The sequence below is a fragment of the Kineosporia sp. R_H_3 genome (assembly GCF_002198675.1).
GTDB lineage: Bacteria > Actinomycetota > Actinomycetes > Actinomycetales > Kineosporiaceae > R-H-3.
The window spans coordinates 1-17,325 of the sequence record NZ_MWLL01000079.1 but is presented as its reverse complement, the minus strand read 5'-3'; the positions used below and the strand labels follow the sequence as shown (position 1 = coordinate 17,325).

Annotated in this window: 14 protein-coding genes and 1 pseudogene; 6 read left to right on the top strand and 9 right to left on the bottom strand. The window is 74.1% G+C overall.

What is annotated here, in order from left to right:
* Nucleotides 1–16: 16 nt before the first annotated feature.
* From ECOMGDLI_RS05050 to ECOMGDLI_RS05035, 4 genes are all read right to left on the bottom strand, one after another.
* Entirely contained in the window at nt 17–2,260 is a 2,244-nt protein-coding gene (locus ECOMGDLI_RS05050) for an alpha-galactosidase (protein WP_088314607.1), read from the bottom strand.
* A 112-nt stretch (nt 2,261–2,372) separates the two neighbouring features.
* Nucleotides 2,373–3,287, bottom strand: coding sequence for a carbohydrate ABC transporter permease (locus ECOMGDLI_RS05045; RefSeq protein WP_088314604.1), 915 nt, complete (start codon nt 3,285–3,287; stop codon nt 2,373–2,375).
* Entirely contained in the window at nt 3,284–4,279 is a 996-nt protein-coding gene (locus ECOMGDLI_RS05040) for a carbohydrate ABC transporter permease (protein ID WP_088314601.1), read from the bottom strand. The genes ECOMGDLI_RS05045 and ECOMGDLI_RS05040 overlap by 4 nt, the downstream gene beginning before the upstream one ends.
* Nucleotides 4,280–4,344: 65 nt before the next feature.
* A complete protein-coding gene (locus tag ECOMGDLI_RS05035) occupies nt 4,345–5,712 on the bottom strand; it encodes an ABC transporter substrate-binding protein (RefSeq protein WP_088314598.1) in 1,368 nt (455 codons plus the stop codon).
* A gap of 463 nt (nt 5,713–6,175) precedes the next feature.
* Here ECOMGDLI_RS05035 and ECOMGDLI_RS05030 point away from each other — a divergent pair, with 463 nt between their 5' ends.
* The 4 genes and pseudogenes from ECOMGDLI_RS05030 to galK all read left to right on the top strand — a co-directional run bounded on the left by ECOMGDLI_RS05030 (nt 6,176) and on the right by galK (nt 11,701).
* Nucleotides 6,176–8,341: a beta-galactosidase gene (locus ECOMGDLI_RS05030; RefSeq protein ID WP_088314595.1), complete on the top strand. Its 2,166-nt coding sequence runs from the start codon at nt 6,176–6,178 to the stop codon at nt 8,339–8,341.
* Nucleotides 8,341–9,105: pseudogene (locus tag ECOMGDLI_RS05025) on the top strand (DeoR/GlpR family DNA-binding transcription regulator); the annotation flags it as partial. The gene ECOMGDLI_RS05030 and the pseudogene ECOMGDLI_RS05025, both read left to right, overlap by 1 nt.
* A 176-nt stretch (nt 9,106–9,281) precedes the next feature.
* Nucleotides 9,282–10,418 (top strand): galactose-1-phosphate uridylyltransferase, encoded by a 1,137-nt coding sequence (gene galT / locus ECOMGDLI_RS05020; protein ID WP_088314590.1) that lies wholly within the window; start codon nt 9,282–9,284, stop codon nt 10,416–10,418.
* Entirely contained in the window at nt 10,415–11,701 is a 1,287-nt protein-coding gene (gene galK / locus ECOMGDLI_RS05015) for a galactokinase (protein ID WP_088314586.1), read from the top strand. The genes galT and galK overlap by 4 nt, the downstream gene beginning before the upstream one ends.
* On the opposite strand, the gene ECOMGDLI_RS05010 is transcribed toward galK, so the two are convergent.
* Together ECOMGDLI_RS05010 and ECOMGDLI_RS05005 are read right to left on the bottom strand one after the other, a co-directional pair.
* A complete protein-coding gene (locus tag ECOMGDLI_RS05010) occupies nt 11,698–12,348 on the bottom strand; it encodes a hypothetical protein (protein WP_088314583.1) in 651 nt (216 codons plus the stop codon). The two genes, galK and ECOMGDLI_RS05010, sit on opposite strands and share 4 nt — an antisense overlap.
* 37 nt (nt 12,349–12,385) lie before the next feature.
* Complete coding sequence (locus tag ECOMGDLI_RS05005; RefSeq protein WP_088314580.1) at nt 12,386–13,117, bottom strand: 1-acyl-sn-glycerol-3-phosphate acyltransferase; 732 nt, start codon at nt 13,115–13,117, stop codon at nt 12,386–12,388.
* A 72-nt stretch (nt 13,118–13,189) separates the two neighbouring features.
* Between ECOMGDLI_RS05005 and ECOMGDLI_RS05000 the strand changes: the two genes are divergently transcribed.
* Both ECOMGDLI_RS05000 and ECOMGDLI_RS04995 read left to right on the top strand, forming a co-directional pair.
* A complete protein-coding gene (locus ECOMGDLI_RS05000) occupies nt 13,190–14,515 on the top strand; it encodes a hydroxyacid-oxoacid transhydrogenase (protein WP_088314577.1) in 1,326 nt (441 codons plus the stop codon).
* 54 nt (nt 14,516–14,569) lie between these two features.
* Nucleotides 14,570–15,391, top strand: a complete 822-nt coding sequence (locus tag ECOMGDLI_RS04995) for an alpha/beta fold hydrolase (RefSeq protein ID WP_088314575.1) — start codon at nt 14,570–14,572, stop codon at nt 15,389–15,391.
* A 15-nt stretch (nt 15,392–15,406) separates the two neighbouring features.
* Here ECOMGDLI_RS04995 and ECOMGDLI_RS04990 read toward each other — a convergent pair whose 3' ends face one another.
* From ECOMGDLI_RS04990 to ECOMGDLI_RS34465, 3 genes are all read right to left on the bottom strand, one after another.
* Nucleotides 15,407–16,150 carry a GGDEF domain-containing protein gene (locus ECOMGDLI_RS04990; protein WP_158220902.1) on the bottom strand — a complete coding sequence of 248 codons (744 nt, stop codon included), beginning with the start codon at nt 16,148–16,150 and terminating at the stop codon, nt 15,407–15,409.
* Nucleotides 16,151–16,323: 173 nt separating this feature from the next.
* Nucleotides 16,324–16,530: a hypothetical protein gene (locus ECOMGDLI_RS04985; RefSeq protein WP_088284477.1), complete on the bottom strand. Its 207-nt coding sequence runs from the start codon at nt 16,528–16,530 to the stop codon at nt 16,324–16,326.
* A gap of 208 nt (nt 16,531–16,738) precedes the next feature.
* Nucleotides 16,739–17,325 (bottom strand): hypothetical protein (locus tag ECOMGDLI_RS34465; RefSeq protein WP_088314569.1); only part of this gene is annotated, 587 nt, incomplete at its 5' end.

Sequence of the window (17,325 nt, the reverse complement as noted above, 5' to 3'; positions counted from 1 at the left end):
CGGCCGGGCGGTCCGGTCAGCGTGCGCGCACGTGCAGGACGGCGGCCTGCTCCGGGTTGAGCAGCGGCGCCGCGAGCCCGACGGTGCGCAGGACGGCGCCGCTCGCCACGGTCCGCCCGGCCGCGAACCACGGGACCGGCACGGTCTCGACCGCCCACGGCGCACCCGCCTCGTCCCGGCGGACGACCTCGTACTCGAGGGCGTCGTCCAGGCCGGGCAGGAGCAGCCGCGGCGGCTGCAGGTCCGCCGACGTCGTGAGCCGGACGAAGGAGTAGACCGCCTCCCGCCGGTCCGGGGCGACGACGCCGTGCAGCCACGCCCCGGCGGCCGGCCCGCCCTCGGGCAGGTCGGCGCGGACGACGTCCCCGCTGTGCAGCAGCCCGCGCAGCTCCTTGTAGAGCCCGGCCCAGCCCTTGAGCTGGGCGACCTCCTCCGGGCTGCACGTCGTGACGTCCCACTCCATGCCGGCGTGCCCGAACAGCGCCGTGACGCAGCGGAACGACAGGTGCGCCTGCCGCCCGGTCGTGTGCGCGACGGGCGGGCCGACGTGCGAGCCGACGAGCTCCGGCGGCACGAGCAGGCCGGTCCAGCGCTGGATCGACTGCCGCTCGAGGGCGTCGTTCGTGTCCGAGGCCCAGACCCGGTCGGTCCGGTCGAGGATGCCGAGGTCGACGCGCGCCCCGCCCGACGAGCACGACTCGATCTCCAGGCCCGGGTGCCGTTCGCGCAGCGCGTCGAGCAGCCGGTAGATCGCGAGCGTCTGGAGGTGGACGCCGCCCCGCCGGACGCCGTCCGGCCCCGGCGTCAGCGACTCGTGGAGGTCCCGGTTGTGGTCCCACTTGATGTAGGCGATGCCGATCTCGTCGACGAGCGCCGAGATCCGCCCGAGCAGGTGGTCGAAGACCTCGGGGCGGGCCAGGTCGAGGACCATCTGGCGGCGCCACGGCCGCGGCAGCCGGGCACCGTCCACCGGGCCGGATGTGACCGCCGGCTCGTCGGCGCCCGGGGCCGGGCCGAGCACCCAGTCCGGGTGCGCCCGGACGAGGTCGGAGTCGGGGTTGACCATCTCCGGCTCGAACCACAGGCCGAACTCCATGCCGAGGCCACGGACCCGGTCCGCGAGCGGGCGCAGCCCCTGCGGCCAGACCGCGTCGGAGACCGTCCAGTCGCCGAGCCCGCTGTGGTCGTTGCGGCGGCTGCCGAACCAGCCGTCGTCGAGAACGAACCGCTCGGCGCCGATCTCGGCGGCGCGCTCGGCGAGCTCGGTGAGCCGGTCGAGCCGGTGGTCGAAGTAGACCGCCTCCCACGAGTTCAGGGTGAGCGGGCGCGGCCGGCGCGGGTGCTGCGGGCGGGCCCGCACCCAGCGGTGGACGCGGGCGGTGAGCCCGTCGAGGCCTTCGCCGGACCAGGAGAAGCAGACCCAGGGCGAGGTGTACGACTCCCCCGCCGCGAGCCGGACCTCACCCGGCAGCAGGAGCTCTCCCCCGCCGAGGACGCCGGCGCCACCCGCGCCCGCCCCCTCCGCGAGCCGCTCGGCGAGGTGGGCGTGGTTGCCGCTCCACGCGACGTGGACGCCCCAGACCTCCCCGTGCCGGAACCCGAAGCCCGCCGTGCCCGCGACGAGCAGGAGCGTCGCGTCGTGACCGGTGCGGCCGCGGCGGGACTCCCGGGCGTGCGTGCCGTGGTCGAACGGCTTGCGCTGCGGGCTGCGCTCCCGGCACCAGCGGCCGGTGAGGTCGAACAGCTCGCCGGCCCGCGCCGGGACCGGCAGGACGGCGGTCAGGCCGGCGAGCACGTACGTGCCTGCTCCCGTGTTGGTCACCGTGTGCCGCACGCGGAGCAGTCCGTCGGCCTCGAGCCGCAGGACGCTGCGCGTCGCCACCCCGGCCGCGGCGTCGGCGGCCGCGGCCACGAGCTCCTGGGCGCCGTCGTCCGTCGTGGTGACCGTTGGCGCACTGTCGGCGACCAGCCGCGGGAAGAGGTCCGCGCCGTCCCGGTGGCCGGCGAGCCCGGGCCGGCCGGACCAGCCGTCCGGCTCCCCGGGCAGCAGCGTGAGCGGCCAGGGCGTGTCGAGCGCCGAGTGCGGCACGGCCGGTGCGAGCGCCGCGACGAGGCGGGCCCGGGCGTCGGCGTCGAGGTCGCCGGGGTCCGCGCCCCAGTGCAGGACGGAGGGCAGCCCCGGTCCGCTCGTGTCGAGCAGGACGGCGGCCCCGGCCGCGCGCAGGAGCAGGGTGTCCGGTCGGGCCGGCTGGTCGGGCATGGAGGTCCTCTTCCGATCTGGGTGTTCCGGTGGGACGTGCGAACGGCCGACGCGGGAAGGTCCCCGCGCCGGCCGTTCGCAGTGCTCGTGCCGTTCGAGTGTTCCGGGGCGGTCAGCCCTTGTTCGCGCCGAGGGTCAGGCCCGCGACGAACTGCTTCTGGAGGGCGAAGAAGATGACCAGCGTCGGGATCGCGACGATGATCGAGCCGGCCGCCAGGAGGTTGAGGTCGGTGAAGAACTGGCCCTTCAGCGCGTTGAGCGCGCTCGTCACCGGGAACTTGTCCCCGGTGCGCATGAGCACGGTCGCCCAGAAGAACTCGTTGTAGATCCACGTGACCTCGAGGGTCGCCAGCGCCGCGAGCGGCGGCCGGCACAGCGGCAGGGTGAGCTGCCAGTACTGGCGCCAGATGCTCGCGCCGTCGACCATCGCCGCCTCGTAGAGCTCCCGGGGCAGCGTCTTCATGTAGTTCGAGAGGACGAACGCGCAGAAGCCGGTCTGGAAGGCGACGTTGACGAGGATGAGCATCCAGTACGAGTCGTAGAGCAACTCGGAGTCGCTCATCCACTCCGGCAGCGGGACCGCGATCGCCATCCGGTACAGCGGGATGAGCAGGGACTGCTGCGGCAGCAGGTTCGCGGCCGTGAACAGCCCGAGCATGACGATGTTGAACCGCCAGCTGAACCGCGAGATGACGAACGCGACGCCCGAGGCGAGGAACAGCGTGAGGATGACCGCGGGCACCGTGATGATGACCGAGTTCATGAAGTGCTGGCTGAAGTTCGCCTGCTCCCACGCGTCGGTGAAGTTCTTCAGCGTGAAGCCGCCCCAGGACACGTAGCCGTTGACCGACGTGTACTGGTAGTCGCGGAAGGCGTTGACGACGGCCCAGAGCACCGGGAACGCCCACACGAACGCGATGACCGCGAGGAAGGCGTGGGTGAAGTACCGGCTGACCGGGGTCTTCTTCTTGTTCTGCCGGACGGGGGCGGAGGTCCGCGCCGGCGCCGTGGACGCGGTCGTCGTCACTGCTCCTCCTCCTTGAAGATCGTCGCGAGGTAGATCGTGATGAAGATCAGCGAGATCGCCAGCATGATCGTCGCGAGCGCCGAGCCGAAGCCGATGCGGCTCGCCTCGCCGGTGACGTTCGACGTCACGAGCGCGGAGATGAGCTCGAGGCCGTTACGGCCCTTGTTGATGATCCACACGAGGTCGAACGCGCGCAGCGACTCGATGACCGTGATGACCACGACGATGATGTTGATGGGGCGCAGGACCGGGAAGACGATGCTGAAGAAGGTCTTCACCTCGTTGGCACCGTCGACGGACGCCGCCTCGCGCAGCGAGGGGTCGACGCCCTTCAGGCCCGCCAGGTAGAGCAGCATGATGTAGCCGGCGTGCCGCCAGGCGGAGGCGGCCAGGGCCGCCCAGATCGCGATGTTCGGGTCGCCGAACCAGTCGATCGCCTCGTCGGGCTCCTGCAGCCCGAGGAACTGCAGGATCGCGTTGATGAGGCCGAAGTCGCGCGAGTACTGGAGCTGCCAGATGAAGCCGATGAGCGCCAGCGACAGGACGACGGGCAGGTAGATCGGCGTCTGGTAGAACCGCGAGAACCGGATGTTCTTGTCGAGGATGACCGCGAAGAACATGCCGAGCGGGGTCGCGATGAAGAAGAGCACGACGAGCCACAGCACGTTGTGCCGGATCGCCGGCCAGAACGGCGGGTAGTTCGTGGCGATGTTCTTGTAGTTCTCGAAGCCGATCCACTTGATGTTCGAGACGCCGCCGATGCCGTCCCAGCTCGCGAACGACAGCACGACCGACGCGATGGCCGGCAGGACGACGAAGACCATGGTGAGGAACAGCGGGACGATCACCATCGCGAAGACGACGATGCGGTCGTTGCCGGTGAGCCGACGGACGCGACCCCCGCGGGGGGCTCCCTTGTGGGAGCCCCCCGCGGGGGCCTTGGCGACCGTGGCAGGGTTGACGACCGGGAGGTCCGAACCACCCACCGTCATGGGGTACCTGCCTTCCGTTCGACCCCGGACGCCGCCGGCGTCGGCGGCGTCCGGGGGTTGCCGACTCAGCTGGTGAAGATGGTCTTCGCCTGGCCCTCGATGGACTTGCAGAGGCCCTGCACGTCCTTGGGGTCCTTGAGGAACGTCTGGATCGCGGGGATCATGACGGTCGAGGCGAAGTCCGGTCGGGTGTCGCGGTCGAGGAACTGCGCGATGTTCTTCGCAGACCCCACGAGCTCGGCCGACTTCTTCTGCAGCGCCGTGTAGCCCGAGGTGTCGACCTCGGAGTTGGCGATGAGGGTCGTCGGGTCGGTCTTCGCGTAGACCGCACCGGCGTCCTTGCCGCCGAGCCACGTGAGCAGCGCGTTGGCGCGGGCGTCGTCCTTCGGCTTCGCGGCCTTCATGAAGCCGTCGATCGGGGCGTCGAGCGCGTCGGCGCCGATCGTCGAGTCGATCTCCGGGAACGTGAAGAAGTCGACGTCGTCGAGGTTGGCCGTCATCTCCTGCGTCACGAACAGGCCGAGCAGGTACATGCCCGCCTTCTTGTTCTGGACGGCCTGCGCGGCCTCCTGCCAGGTACGGCCCAGCGGGTCGGCCTGGTGGAACGGGAGCAGCTCGGCCCAGGTGGAGAAGACCTTCTGCACCTTCGGGTCGTCCCACGCGACCTTGTGCGCCATGAGGTCGATGTGGAACTGGTACCCGTTGATCCGCATGTTGAGCACGTCGAACGTGCCCATCGCGGGCCAGCCGTCCTTGTCGCCGAAGGCGATCGGGTCGAGGCCGTCCTTCTTCATCTGCGTGCTGAGCGTCTTGAGCTCGTCGAGCGTCTTCGGGACGGTGTAGCCCTTCTCCGTCCAGACGCTCTTGCGGTAGAAGACCGCCCACGGGTAGTAGGACGACGGCACGAAGTACTGCTTGCCGTCGTCGCCCGTCGAGGCGGACTTGAAGCCGTCCGTGAAGCCCGTGAGGTTCTTCCACACGTCGCTCACGTCGCCCGCGAGGCCCTTGGACGCGAAGAAGCGCATCCGGTAGCCGGCGAACCACGTGAAGACGTCGTCCGGCTTGCCCTGGAGATAGTTGTTGATGTTCTCCTGGAACGTGTTGTGGTCCTGGGTGTTGATCTTGACGGTCGTACCGGAGGCCGCCTTGAAGCCGTCGGCCAGGGCCTGCACGACCTTCTTCGGGATCTCGTCGGAGGCGTTGGACCCGAAGGTCACCTCGCCACCCGTCGCCGCGGCGGAGCCGGAAGCACCTGCGGTCGCGTCGGTGCCACCGCTGCTGGAGCCGCCGCAGGCGGCGAGCAGACCGGCGCCGCCGAGGGCGGCGCCTGCACCGAGCGCACCCTTGAGCACGGTGCGGCGCGACGAGGTCGCGGAGACCGATGCGGGGACCAGACGGGCCAGGTACTCGGCCTCGGACTGGGGTCGGGACATGAAGTGCCTCCTTTGGCACGGGCCGGGAGTGGAGGTCGAACACAACCGAACACGACCTCCCACAATGCAGCACACCTTTGTCGGTCCATGGTCGTGTGTCAAGGGACACAAGGTCGCCGTAACCGAACTGAGTCCAACGCGGTAGCGAACACCCGCGCCGCACGGGGAGGGCCGTACCGCCCGACCCGCGGCCCGGCCTCGCACCGGCCTGGAAACGCTTCCGAGGCCATCCGGCGTCGCCTTGTGCGTCCCGCCGGTTGTCGTGAGATGTCGGATCGGTTTCTGCGCGGGAAGCAAGGTTTCGCCGGGATGACCCGCCCGTCGGGCCACCGGCGGCGGCTCGGGCGCGGCAGGCGAGGCATGCAGCGCCGCCCGGCGGCCGGCGAGGCCGCCGGGCCCCCGCCCGGACGGGGTGCTTGTTCGAACAAGCCAACCGTCCGTTCCGTCGACCAGACGGAGTGTCATGTTCGGTTCTGTTGACTTAGCCGCCGGACAGGGACAGGCTTCCGGCGTGAGCGCGACGCCCGACCCGACCTCGCCCGTGCCCTCCCGCAGGTGGCCCGTGCGCGGTCTCGCGCTCGGCGGCGACTACAACCCCGAGCAGTGGCCCGAGGAGGTCTGGAAGGACGACGTCCGCCTCATGCAGGAGGCCGGCGTCACGTTCGCCACGGTGGGGGTCTTCTCCTGGGCGCACCTCGAGCCGGCCGAGGGCCGCTTCGAGCTCGGGTGGCTGGACCGCGTCCTCGACCTGCTCCACGACGGCGGGATCGCCGTCGACCTCGCCACCGCGACCGCGTCGCCGCCCCCGTGGCTGGCCCGGGCCTACCCCGAGACGCTGCCCGTCGACCGCGAGGGCCACCGGCTGTGGCCCGGCTCCCGGCAGGCCTGGTGCCCGAGCAGCCCGGTGTTCCGGGAGAAGGCGCTCACGCTCGTCGAGCGGCTCGCGCAGCGGTACGGCGACCACCCGGCGCTGGCGATGTGGCACGTCTCCAACGAGCTCGGCTGCCACAACGTGCACTGCTACTGCGACGTCTCCGCGGCGGCGTTCCGGCGCTGGCTCATGGCCCGCTACGGCAGCGTCGACGCGCTCAACGACGCGTGGGGCACCGCGTTCTGGAGCCAGCGCTACAGCGACGTCGAGGAGGTCTGGCCGCCGCGCCTGACGACCGCGCAGCCGAACCCGACCCAGTCGCTCGACTTCTCCCGCTTCTGCTCCGACGAGCTCCTCGCGTACCACTGCGCCGAGCGCGACCTGCTGCGCCGGCTCACGCCGTCCGTGCCGGTCACGACGAACTTCATGGTCACGACGCACATCAGCGGCATGGACTACTGGGCGTGGGCCCCGGAGCAGGACGTCGTCTCCCAGGACCACTACCTCGACGGCCGGCTCGACGACCCGCGGCACGAGCTCGCGTTCTGCTCGGACCTGACCCGTGGCGTCGCGGGCGGGGGGCCGTGGTTCCTCATGGAGCACTCGACGAGCGCGGTGAACTGGCAGCCGGTCAACCACGCGAAGGCCCCCGGCCAGCTCGTCCGCGACGCGCTCGCGCACGTCGCGCGGGGGGCCGACGCCGTCGGGTACTTCCAGTGGCGGGCCAGCCGGGCCGGTGCGGAGAAGTTCCACTCCGCGCTCGTGCCGCACGCCGGGACCGGCACCAAGGTCTGGCGGGACGTCGTCCGGCTCGGCGAGGTGCTCGCCGCCGCGGCGGACGTCGCCGGCACCCGCGTCGAGGCCGACGTCACGATGCTCTTCGACTGGCAGTCCTGGTGGGCGCTGCAGCGCCCGTCGATGCCGTCGTCCCTCGTCGTCTACCCGGCCGCCGCCCGCGCCGTGCACAGGGCGCTGTGGGAGCGCGGCGTCACGACGCAGTTCGCCGGACCCGCCCGCGAGGCCGACGGTGCGGACCTGCTCGCCCGGCTGGCCGGCACCCGGCTGCTCGTCGTCCCGACGCTCTACCTCACGGACGACGCGACGGCCGCCGCGGTCGAGGCGTTCGTGCGCGGCGGCGGGCACGCCGTCGTCACGTACCTGTCGGGGATCGCCGACCGGGACGACCACATCCACCTCGGTGGCTACCCGGGTGCGTTCACCGGGATCATCGGGGCCGTGACAGAGGAGTTCTTCCCGCTCGGCGCCGACGACGTCGTCACCCTCGACGACGGCTCGACGGCCCGGGTCTGGACCGAGCTGACCGCGCTGCGGGGAGCCACCGCCTGGCGCACGTACGCCGACGGCCCGGTCGCCGGCTCCCCCGCCGTGACCCGGCACGAGGTCGGTGACGGGGTCGTCTGGTACGTCGGGACGGCACTCGACCCGGCGGGCCTGGGCACCCTGCTGCGCGAGGTCACCGACGGCGCCGGTGTGCGGCCGGTCGTCGACCTCCCCGGCCCCGACGAGGCGCAGGCCCCCCTTCCGGCGTGGGCCCGCGGCGGCCTCGGCCCGGTCGAGGTCGTGCGGCGCAGCGGCCCGCAGGGCTCGTTCCTCTTCGTGCTCAACCACTCCGGCGACGCCGTCGACGTCCCCGCGCACGGCACCGACCTCGTGACGGGCACGGACGTCGGCCCGCACGTGCACCTCCCGGCCGGCGGGTACGCCGTGGTCCGGGAACGACCGGCGCGGGCCGGCTGATGCTCGCGCGGCAGCGCCAGGAGCGCATCCTCGAGCAGGTCACCCTGACCGGCGGCGCCCGGGTCAGCGACCTCGTCGAGCTCCTCGGCGTGTCCGACATGACGATCCGGCGGGACATCGCCGCGCTCGCCCGCAAGGGTCTCGTCGCGCGGGTGCACGGCGGCGCCACCGCGGTCTCCGGCCGCAGCGCGGACGAGCCGGGCTTCGCCGCGAAGTCCGGCCTGCAGACCCTGGAGAAGGCCGCGATCGCCGAGGCGGCGGCCGACCTCGTCTCCCCCGGCGACAGCGTCGCCCTCTCGGCCGGGACGACGACGTACGCCGTCGCCGGCCACCTGCGGCGGGTGCCGAACCTCACCGTCGTCACCAACTCGCTGCCGGTCGCCGAGCTGCTCCACGCGAGCGCCCGCGACGACCTCACCGTGATCCTCACCGGCGGCGTCCGGACCCCGTCGGACGCGCTCGTCGGGCCGGTCGCGGTGTCCGCGCTGCGCTCCCTCCACGTCGACTGGCTGTTCCTCGGCGTGCACGGCTTCGACGCCCGGGCCGGCTTCACGTCGCCGAACCTCGTGGAGTCGGAGACGAACCGTGCGCTCATCGCCTCGGCCCGGCAGGTCGTCGTCACGGCGGACAGCACGAAGTGGGGCGTCGTCGGCCTGTCGTCGATGGCCCGCCTCGACGAGGTCGACGTCCTGGTCACCGACGAAGGGCTGGACCACGACGCCCGGCGTACGGTGCAGGCGAGGGTCGGCCGGCTGCTGCTGGCCTCCGGCGCCGCCCGGACGGCGACGGTCGGGCTCATACCGGCCGGCGGGCACGACGAGGACGACGACCCGCACGAGGACGACGACCCGCCCACCGACCATCGGGACGGGCACGACCCGCTCGTCGACCATGACGACCACTCGCTCGGCACGAGCGATCCCGAGGAGGAGGCGGCGCGATGACGACCGCTCTGGCCGGAGGCCGGGTCCGGCGCACGACGGCGCACCTCGCCGACGGACGCGACATCTTCTACTTCGACGACTCCCCCGCGTACGTCACGGGCGAGACGGTCCGCGACGCCGTCGACACCCGCCCGCTGGGCCCCGCCGGCGGCGGGTCCGAGCTGCGCTACGACGTCCTCACCGGCGAGTGGGTCGCCATCGCGTCGCACCGCAACGACCGCACGTTCCTGCCGCCGAAGGACGAGTGCCCGCTGTGCCCGACCGGGCGCGGCGTCGTCCCGTCGGAGGTGCCGGCGAGCGACTACGACGTCGTCGTCTTCGAGAACCGGTTCCCGTCGCTGAGCACCCGCGTCGAGGGCCTGCCGCACGACCTGGACGGCGAGCCGCTGTTCCCGGTGCGGCCGGGGGTCGGCCGGTGCGAGGTCGTCTGCTTCACCTCCGACCACGGGGCCTCGTTCTCGTCGCTGCGCCCCGAGCGGGTGCGCACCGTCGTCGAGGCCTGGGCCGACCGGACCGCCGAGCTGTCGGCCACGGACGGCGTCCGGCAGGTGTTCTGCTTCGAGAACCGCGGCCAGGAGATCGGCGTCACCCTGCACCACCCGCACGGCCAGATCTACGCCTACCCGTTCGTCACGCCGCGCACCTCGGCCCTGCTGCGGCAGGCCGCGGCGCACCGCCGCAGCACCGGCGGCAACCTGCTGCGCGACGTCCTGGACGCCGAGCGGCGGGCCGCGACGCGGGTCGTCCTCGCGGGCGAGCACTGGACGGCGTACGTGCCGGCGGCGGCCCGCTGGCCGGTCGAGGTGCACCTCGCCCCGCACCGCGACGTCCCGGACATCACCGGGCTCGACGACGCCGAGCGGGACGAGCTCTCGCACGTCTACCTCGAGCTGCTGCGCCGCGCCGACCGCTACTTCGAGGGCGTCACGGCGCTGCCGTACATCGCGGGCTGGCACCAGGCGCCGGTCGGCGCGGACCGCGAGCTCGGCCGGCTGCACCTGCAGCTGTTCTCGATCCTGCGGGCGCCCGGCAAGCTCAAGTACCTCGCCGGGTCGGAGAGCGGCATGGGCGCGTGGGTCAACGACGCGCTGCCCGAGCAGATCGCCGCCCGCCTGCGCGAGGTGGCCTCGTGAGCCCGGACGGCCCCGCGGCCGGCGGCTCCGCGGCCGGACGTGTCGCGGCGCAGCCCTTCTGGTACGACGCGGCCGACGACCGGGCCACCGCGCTCGCCGCCGCGGACGCGTTCCGGGCGGCGTATGGCCGCGAGCCGGACGGCGTCTGGGCGGCTCCCGGCCGGGTCAACGTCATCGGTGAGCACGTCGACTACAACGGCGGTCTCTGCATGCCGTTCGCGTTGCCCGCCAGGACGTTCGCCGCCGTGGGCAGCCGCGAGGACGACGTCCTGCGGGTGCGGTCCGCGCAGGTGCCCGGCTCCGGCCCGGACGGCGGCTGGCAGGGGGCGCTGGCGGACATCGGCCCCGGCACCGTCGAGGGCTGGGCCGGCTACGCGGTGGGCGTCCCGTGGGCGCTCGCGCAGGCCGGGTCCGACGTCCCGGGCCTGGACGTCGTCATCGACGGCCGGGTGCCGCTCGGCGCCGGGCTGTCGTCGTCCGCCGCCCTCGAGTGCGCGGTCGCGGTCGCCGTCGACGAGCTCGCCGGGCTGGGCCTCGGCGGCGACGACGCGGGCCGCACCCGGCTCGCCGCCGCGTGCGTGCGGGCCGAGAACGAGATCGCCGGCGCCCCCACCGGGGGCATGGACCAGGCGGCGTCCCTGCGCGCGCGGGCCGGGTCGGCGCTGCTGCTCGACTGCCGGGACTTCACCGTGGAGCACGTGCCGTTCGACCTCCCGGCGCACGGCCTCGAGCTGCTCGTCATGGACACCCGCGCGCACCACGCGCTCGTCGACGGCCAGTACGGTTCGCGCCGCGACGCCTGCGAGCGGGCCGCCGACGTGCTGGGGATCGACACCCTGCGGGAGGTCCGCCCCGACGGTCTCGAGCGGGCCGCGGCCCGGCTGCACCAGGTGCTCGGCGGCAGCGCCGCCGAGGAGGTCGTCCGCCGGGTGCGGCACGTCGTGTCGGAGATCGCCCGGGTGCGGGAGGTGGCCACGCTGCTCGCGGCGGGTCGGGTCCGCGACGTCGGCCCGGTCCTCGACGCCTCGCACACCTCGCTCCGCGACGACTACGAGGTCTCGTGCGCCGAGCTCGACGTGGCCTGCGAGGCGGCGCGCGCGGCGGGCGCCCTCGGTGCCCGGATGACGGGCGGCGGGTTCGGCGGCTCCGCGATCGCGCTCGTCGACGCGGCCCGGACCGCGTCGGTCGCGGCGGCGGTCGCGACCGCGTTCGTGGACCACGGGTTCGACCCGCCGGCGTTCCTGCGCGCGGTGCCGTCGGCGGCGGCGGAGCGGGTGCTCTAGGTCGGCCCGGGTCGGCCCTGCGCCGCCGTCCGGCGGGCGGCGCGACGGCCGTCCAGCCAGAGCGCCGGGACGGCGAGCGCCCACAGCAGGAGCGAGAGGTTCGCCAGCACGACCCACCAGACGACGCCGAACCCGGAGCCGTAGCCGAGCTCCCCGAGCAGGACCTCGCCGGCGTCGGCGCCGCCGTAGCCGATCTGCACCGCCGCGTCGAGGACGATCGCGAGCACGGTCCCGAGGACCGCGGCACCGAGCAGCAGCCCGGGCAGCCACGCGCTGCGCAGCCGCGCGAACGCCGCGGCCGTGCCGCCCGCGCCGACGACGACCGCCAGCAGCGCGACGACCAGCCCGACACCGAACGCGGGCTCCACCTCGCGCGCCCCGATGAGCCGCAGCACCTCGACGTACTCCCGGACGGCCCACAGCACGAGCAGGAGACCGGCCACGGCGAGCGACCCCGCGACCGGGTGCCGCCGGGCCGCACGCCCGACCGGCCCTGCCACCGGTCCCGCGACCCACGGGGCCGCGGCGGGCGGGCCGTACCCGGGCTGCGCCCCGAACGCGAGCGTCGGCTGCTGCACGAACGCCTGCGTCGGCGCGGCCGGGTCGTGCCCCGGCGCCTGCCACCCGCTCCCGCCGGTCCCGCTCATCCCTGGCCCCCCGTCGTCCGTCTGCGTCAGTGCACGATCATGCCGCCTCGGACGACGGCCGGAGCAGGTCGGGCAGGTCGTCACCGGCGATCTGGGCGAGCAGCACCCGGACCTGGCGCATGACGAGGTCCGTCGCCGCCCGCAGGTCGCCGTCCGGGCCGGCCATCTCGCGCAGCTGCGCGGCGGTGACCGGCTCCCCGACGAGCACGGTGACGACGGGGCGGCGCGGCACCCGGCCGCTGCGGAAGCGGCCGAACCAGCGCAGCGGCCGGGTCAGGGTCGACCGGTGGTCGCGGGTCACGAGCCGGTGGGCGCCCCACTGCGCGACCGGCACGACCGGGCAGCCGGCCGCGAGCGCCAGCCGGACCGCACCGGTCTTCGCCTGCGGCAGCGGCCGGTAGTCCGGCTCCGTCGTCACCCGGCCCTCCGGGTAGAGCGCGACGACCCAGCCGTTCGCGAGCGCCTCGAGCGCCGGGGCCATCGCGGCGGCCGGGTCGACGCCGCGCCGGACCGGGATCTGGCCGGTGCGCCGCAGCAGCCCGCCGACGACGGGCCAGGAGAACGCCTCCGCCATCGCGAGGAACGTGCCGCGCCGTCCGGCCCGGCGCAGCGCGCAGCCGAGGACGAGCGGGTCGCTGATCGACAGGTGGTTGGAGACGACGACCGCGGGCCCTTCGGCGGGCATCCGCTCGAGGTGGAGGTGCTCGCGGCGCGTCGTGAGGCCGAGCACGGCGTCGATGACGGTGACGGCGACCGAGTAGAGGCTCACGGGGAGATCATCGTCGCCCGGCGGTGGTGACCGAAGGGGTACGGCTACTCAGCCGCGCCTACGCTTCGGGCCATGACGCAGTCGCGATCCGGCGTGCGGGACCTGGCCGTGCCGGCGAACCCCGAGAGCGTGTTCACGTACGGCGCCCCGCAGCTCAAGCTCGGCGCGGGCGCGAGCGACGAGGTCGGCGCCGACCTCGCGCGGCTCGGGGCCCGGCGGGTGCTCGTCGTCACCGACCGGGGCGTCGCCGCGACCGGTGCGCCGCAGCGGGTCGCCGACGGGCTGCGCGCCGCGGGCGTCGAGGCGGTCGTCTTCGACGGCGTCCGGGTCGAGCCGACGGACGAGAGCATGCTCGCGGCGGTCGCGTTCGCCACCGACGGCGGGCCGTGGGACGCGTTCGTCGCCGTCGGCGGCGGCTCGAGCATCGACACCGCGAAGGCCGTCGACCTGCTGACGACGAACCCGGGCGACCTCTTCGACTACCTCAACCCGCCGGTCGGGCGCGGGCTCGCGCCGACCGTGCCGCTCAAGCCGCTCGTCGCCGTCCCGACGACGACCGGCACCGGGGCCGAGAGCACGACCGTCTGCGTGCTCGACGTCCTCTCGCTTCACGTGAAGACCGGCATCAGCCACCCCGCGCTGCGCCCGACGCTCGCCGTCGTCGACCCGGACCTCACCCTGTCCCAGCCGGCGATGGTCACCGCGTGCTCGGGGATGGACATCCTCTGCCACGCCCTGGAGAGCCTCACCGCCCGCCCGTACACCTCCTTCGAGCGCAGGTCGCCCGACGCCCGCGTGCCGTACTGCGGGGCCAACCCGGTGTCGCAGATGTGGGCGGAGAAGGCCCTCTCGTTGCTCGCCGGCTCGTTCCGGCAGGCGGTCGCGGACGGCGCCGACCGGGCCGCGCGCGAGGCGATGGCGCTCGCCGCGACGTTCGCGGGGCTCGGCTTCGGCAACGCGGGCGTCCACCTCCCGCACGCCGACGCCTACCCGATCGCCGGCCGGGTCCGGGACTACCGGCCCGCCGGCTACCCGCAGGACGCGCCGATCGTGCCGCACGGGATGTCGGTCGTCCTCACCGCCCCGGCCGCGTTCGCCTTCACCTTCGAGGCCGACCCGCACCGGCACCTCACCGCCGCCCGGGTGCTCGCCGGCGGGGTCAGCCGGGTGCCGGACGTCGACGACGGCCCCGGCCTGCTGCCCGCCGTCGTCGCGCAGCTGATGTGCGACGTCGGGATGCCCTCAGGGCTCGCCGAGGTCGGCTACACCGAGACCGACGTGCCCGACCTCGTCGACGGCGCGACGAAGCAGCAGCGCCTGCTCGCGACGGCGCCGCTCGTCGTCACCGAGGAGGACCTCGCGGCGATCTTCACGGCCTCGCTCGCCCCGGGGGCGTAGGGGCGGGGACGGCACCGGGCGCCGGAGCCCGGATGCCCGCATAGGGTCGAACGCATGGACACCTTCGAGCGGGACGGCCTGCGGTTCGACGTCCGCGACGACGGGCCGCGGGACGGCGAGGGGACCGTCGTCCTGCTCCACGGGTTCCCGCAGGACGGGACGGCGTTCGACGACGTGGTCCCCGCCCTGCACTCCGCGGGGCTGCGCACGCTCGTGCCCGACCAGCGCGGCTACTCCCCCGGTGCCCGGCCCACGGCCCGCTCCGCGTACGCGACCGCCGAGACGGCGCTCGACGTCCTGGCCCTCCTCGACGCGGCGGGGGTGCGGCGCGCGCACGTCGTCGGGCACGACTGGGGCGGTGCGACGGCCTGGGTGCTCGGGGCCCGGCACGCCGACCGGCTGCGTTCGCTGACGGTGCTGTCGACCCCGCACCCGGCGGCGATGGCCTGGGCCTTCACGCACAGCGCCCAGGGGGCGCGGAGCTGGTACATGGGCTTCTTCCAGCTGCCCGTGCTGCCCGACCGGCTCGTCGCCGCGAACGTCGGGCGCACCCTCGTCGGCAGCGGTCTGCCCGCCGACCGGGCCGCCTACTACGCCCGCCGGATGCGGGCGCCCGGGGCCGCGACGGGCGCGCTCAACTGGTACCGCGGGCTGCCCGCGTCGCTGCGCACCCCGACGCCCTCGGTGGCGGTGCCGACGACGTACGTCTGGGGCCGCGGCGACTTCGCGCTCGGTCGCGCGGCCGCCGAGCGGACCCGCCGGCACGTCGTCGGGCCGTACCGGTTCGTCGAGCTGGACGCCGGCCACTGGCTGCCGGAGACCTGCCCCGAGCAGGTCGCGACCGTCGTCCTCGACCAGGTCCGCGCCGTCGCCTGACCGGCGACGGCCGGCTCAGCGCGAGCGGCCGACGAGCACCGTCTCGGCCGTCTGGCCCGAGCGCTGGGCCGGGACGGAGATCCGGCGCGGACCGGGGACCCGGACCTCGCCGAGCCCCGCGCTACGCGGCCCGAGCCGGGCGTCGACCGCCCGGTCGAGCAGCCTGCGGGAGCGACGGTCGGTGATCATCCGCTGCTCGGCGGCGCGGACGACGGCGAGCGGGCGCATCCCCGCCGCGGACGTCGCACAGCCCGCCGAGGCCTCGACGACGAAGCGGGTGCCGTCGGTGAGGACGAGCGGCGACCGGACGGCGGCCAGCAGCTCCTCGACCCACGTCGCGAGCGCGGCCTCCTGCGCCCGGCCGGGGCGGACGACGGCGAAGGCGTCGCCGTCGAGCCGGCCGACGACGTCGGTCGGGCGGGCGAGCCGGGCGACGCGGCGCGCGACCTCGGCGAGGACGGCGTCCCCGACGACCTCGCCGTGCCGCTCGTTGACGGCGGAGAAGTCGTCGAGGTCGACGACGACGACCGCGTACCCGTCGCTGCCGTCGAGGGCCTCGAGCCGGTCGCGGAGGGCGGCGCGGGTGGCGACGCCGGTGAGCGGGTCACGACGCAGCGAGCGGCGGTGCCGGTCGCGCGTGCGCCGCAGGTCGCGGTGCAGCCGGCGCACGTGGAGCGCGCCGGCGACGGCCGCCACCACGAGCAGGGCCGCGGTCAGGGCGGCGGCCGCGACGGCGGCGACGATCGGGTCCATCCTCATGGCGGTCAGCATCGGATCACCGGGGCCGCGGCTTGAGCCGATCGGGTGAGATCCGCGCCGGCCGGGAACCCGGCGGGACGCCGTCCGGGCATGGAAGAGGCCCTCGGCGTCGCCGAGGGCCTCGCGCCTGCACTGGGGGCCGCCGTGGTTCGGCGGGCCCGCTTCGAGGTGTGTCAGGACCCCTGGAGGTCGGTGGAGCCGAGGGTGTCACCACCGGCGGCCGCGGGGGTCTCCCGCGCCTGCACGGCGGTGGCGATCTGGGCGCCCTTCTCGCGGATGGCCTTGATGACGGCCGCCTGCTTGTTCCGGGAACCCTCTTCGCGCATGATCCGCTCGAGGATCCGCTCCTCCTCGGCACTGAGCCAGAGCGTGAATGCCATGGTGCAACCGTAAACCTTTTCAGATGTGATCGCGACCACGAAACGGCAGACTCGGCGTAACCACCCGGAGAACACCCGGGCCGCAACGCGTCGATCACCGTCCGTGTACCCGATCGGTCCGGATGGTCCTGTTCGCCCCGGTTCCAGACAGGTGAACTGGGGTTCATCAGCCGTGGTTCAGGGGTCGGTCGTCGCTCGGAGCGACGACCTAGTCGTCCTTCTCGGCATCTCCGGGCGCGGGCTTGACGGCGTCCTTCTCGGCGAGCCGGGCCTTGAGGTCGGCGATCTGGTCCTTGCGCCGACGGCGGGACCACAGCAGCCACCACAGGCCCACGGCGAGGACCGCGCCGATGACCGCGCCGGCGAGCGTCGCGCCGCGGAAGCCGGGTGCCTGGACGTCGAACGTCCGCTCGGCGGCGTGCGCCGCGTTGTTCGTGCCGAGGACGACGAAGAGCGTGATGAGGTTCGGCACCGACAGCAGGAACGCCAGGACGAGCAGGACGAACCGGGTCGCCCACGTCGCGGAGCGCCGGACCACCCCGCGCAGCACGAGCAGCGGCAGCAGGGTGAACGCGACGCCGCAGACGAGACCCGCGGTGATGCCCGTCGTGAAGGCGCCGTCGGAGACGTCCCCGATCCGGTGCGCCCACCAGCGCGGCAGGAAGCGGGTCGCGGCGAGGTAGCCGGCGATGCCGGCCAGCGCGCCGAGGGCGAGCACGGCGAACCGCGCGCCCCACGCCGTCCGCGGCGGCGGCGGGCCGCCGACGTCTATGTCGCGCGCCGCGCCCTCCAGAC

Coding starts and splice junctions, on each gene's coding strand:
- ECOMGDLI_RS05010 (WP_088314583.1), bottom strand. CDS start 12,348: ATGAGCGGGACCGGCGGGAGCGGGTGGCAGGCGCCGGGGCACGACCCG.
- ECOMGDLI_RS05040 (WP_088314601.1), bottom strand. CDS start 4,279: ATGACGGTGGGTGGTTCGGACCTCCCGGTCGTCAACCCTGCCACGGTC.
- ECOMGDLI_RS04990 (WP_158220902.1), bottom strand. CDS start 16,150: ATGAGGATGGACCCGATCGTCGCCGCCGTCGCGGCCGCCGCCCTGACC.
- ECOMGDLI_RS05050 (WP_088314607.1), bottom strand. CDS start 2,260: ATGCCCGACCAGCCGGCCCGACCGGACACCCTGCTCCTGCGCGCGGCC.
- ECOMGDLI_RS04995 (WP_088314575.1), top strand. CDS start 14,570: ATGGACACCTTCGAGCGGGACGGCCTGCGGTTCGACGTCCGCGACGAC.
- ECOMGDLI_RS05000 (WP_088314577.1), top strand. CDS start 13,190: ATGACGCAGTCGCGATCCGGCGTGCGGGACCTGGCCGTGCCGGCGAAC.
- galT (WP_088314590.1), top strand. CDS start 9,282: ATGACGACCGCTCTGGCCGGAGGCCGGGTCCGGCGCACGACGGCGCAC.
- ECOMGDLI_RS05035 (WP_088314598.1), bottom strand. CDS start 5,712: ATGTCCCGACCCCAGTCCGAGGCCGAGTACCTGGCCCGTCTGGTCCCC.
- ECOMGDLI_RS05030 (WP_088314595.1), top strand. CDS start 6,176: ATGTTCGGTTCTGTTGACTTAGCCGCCGGACAGGGACAGGCTTCCGGC.
- ECOMGDLI_RS04985 (WP_088284477.1), bottom strand. CDS start 16,530: ATGGCATTCACGCTCTGGCTCAGTGCCGAGGAGGAGCGGATCCTCGAG.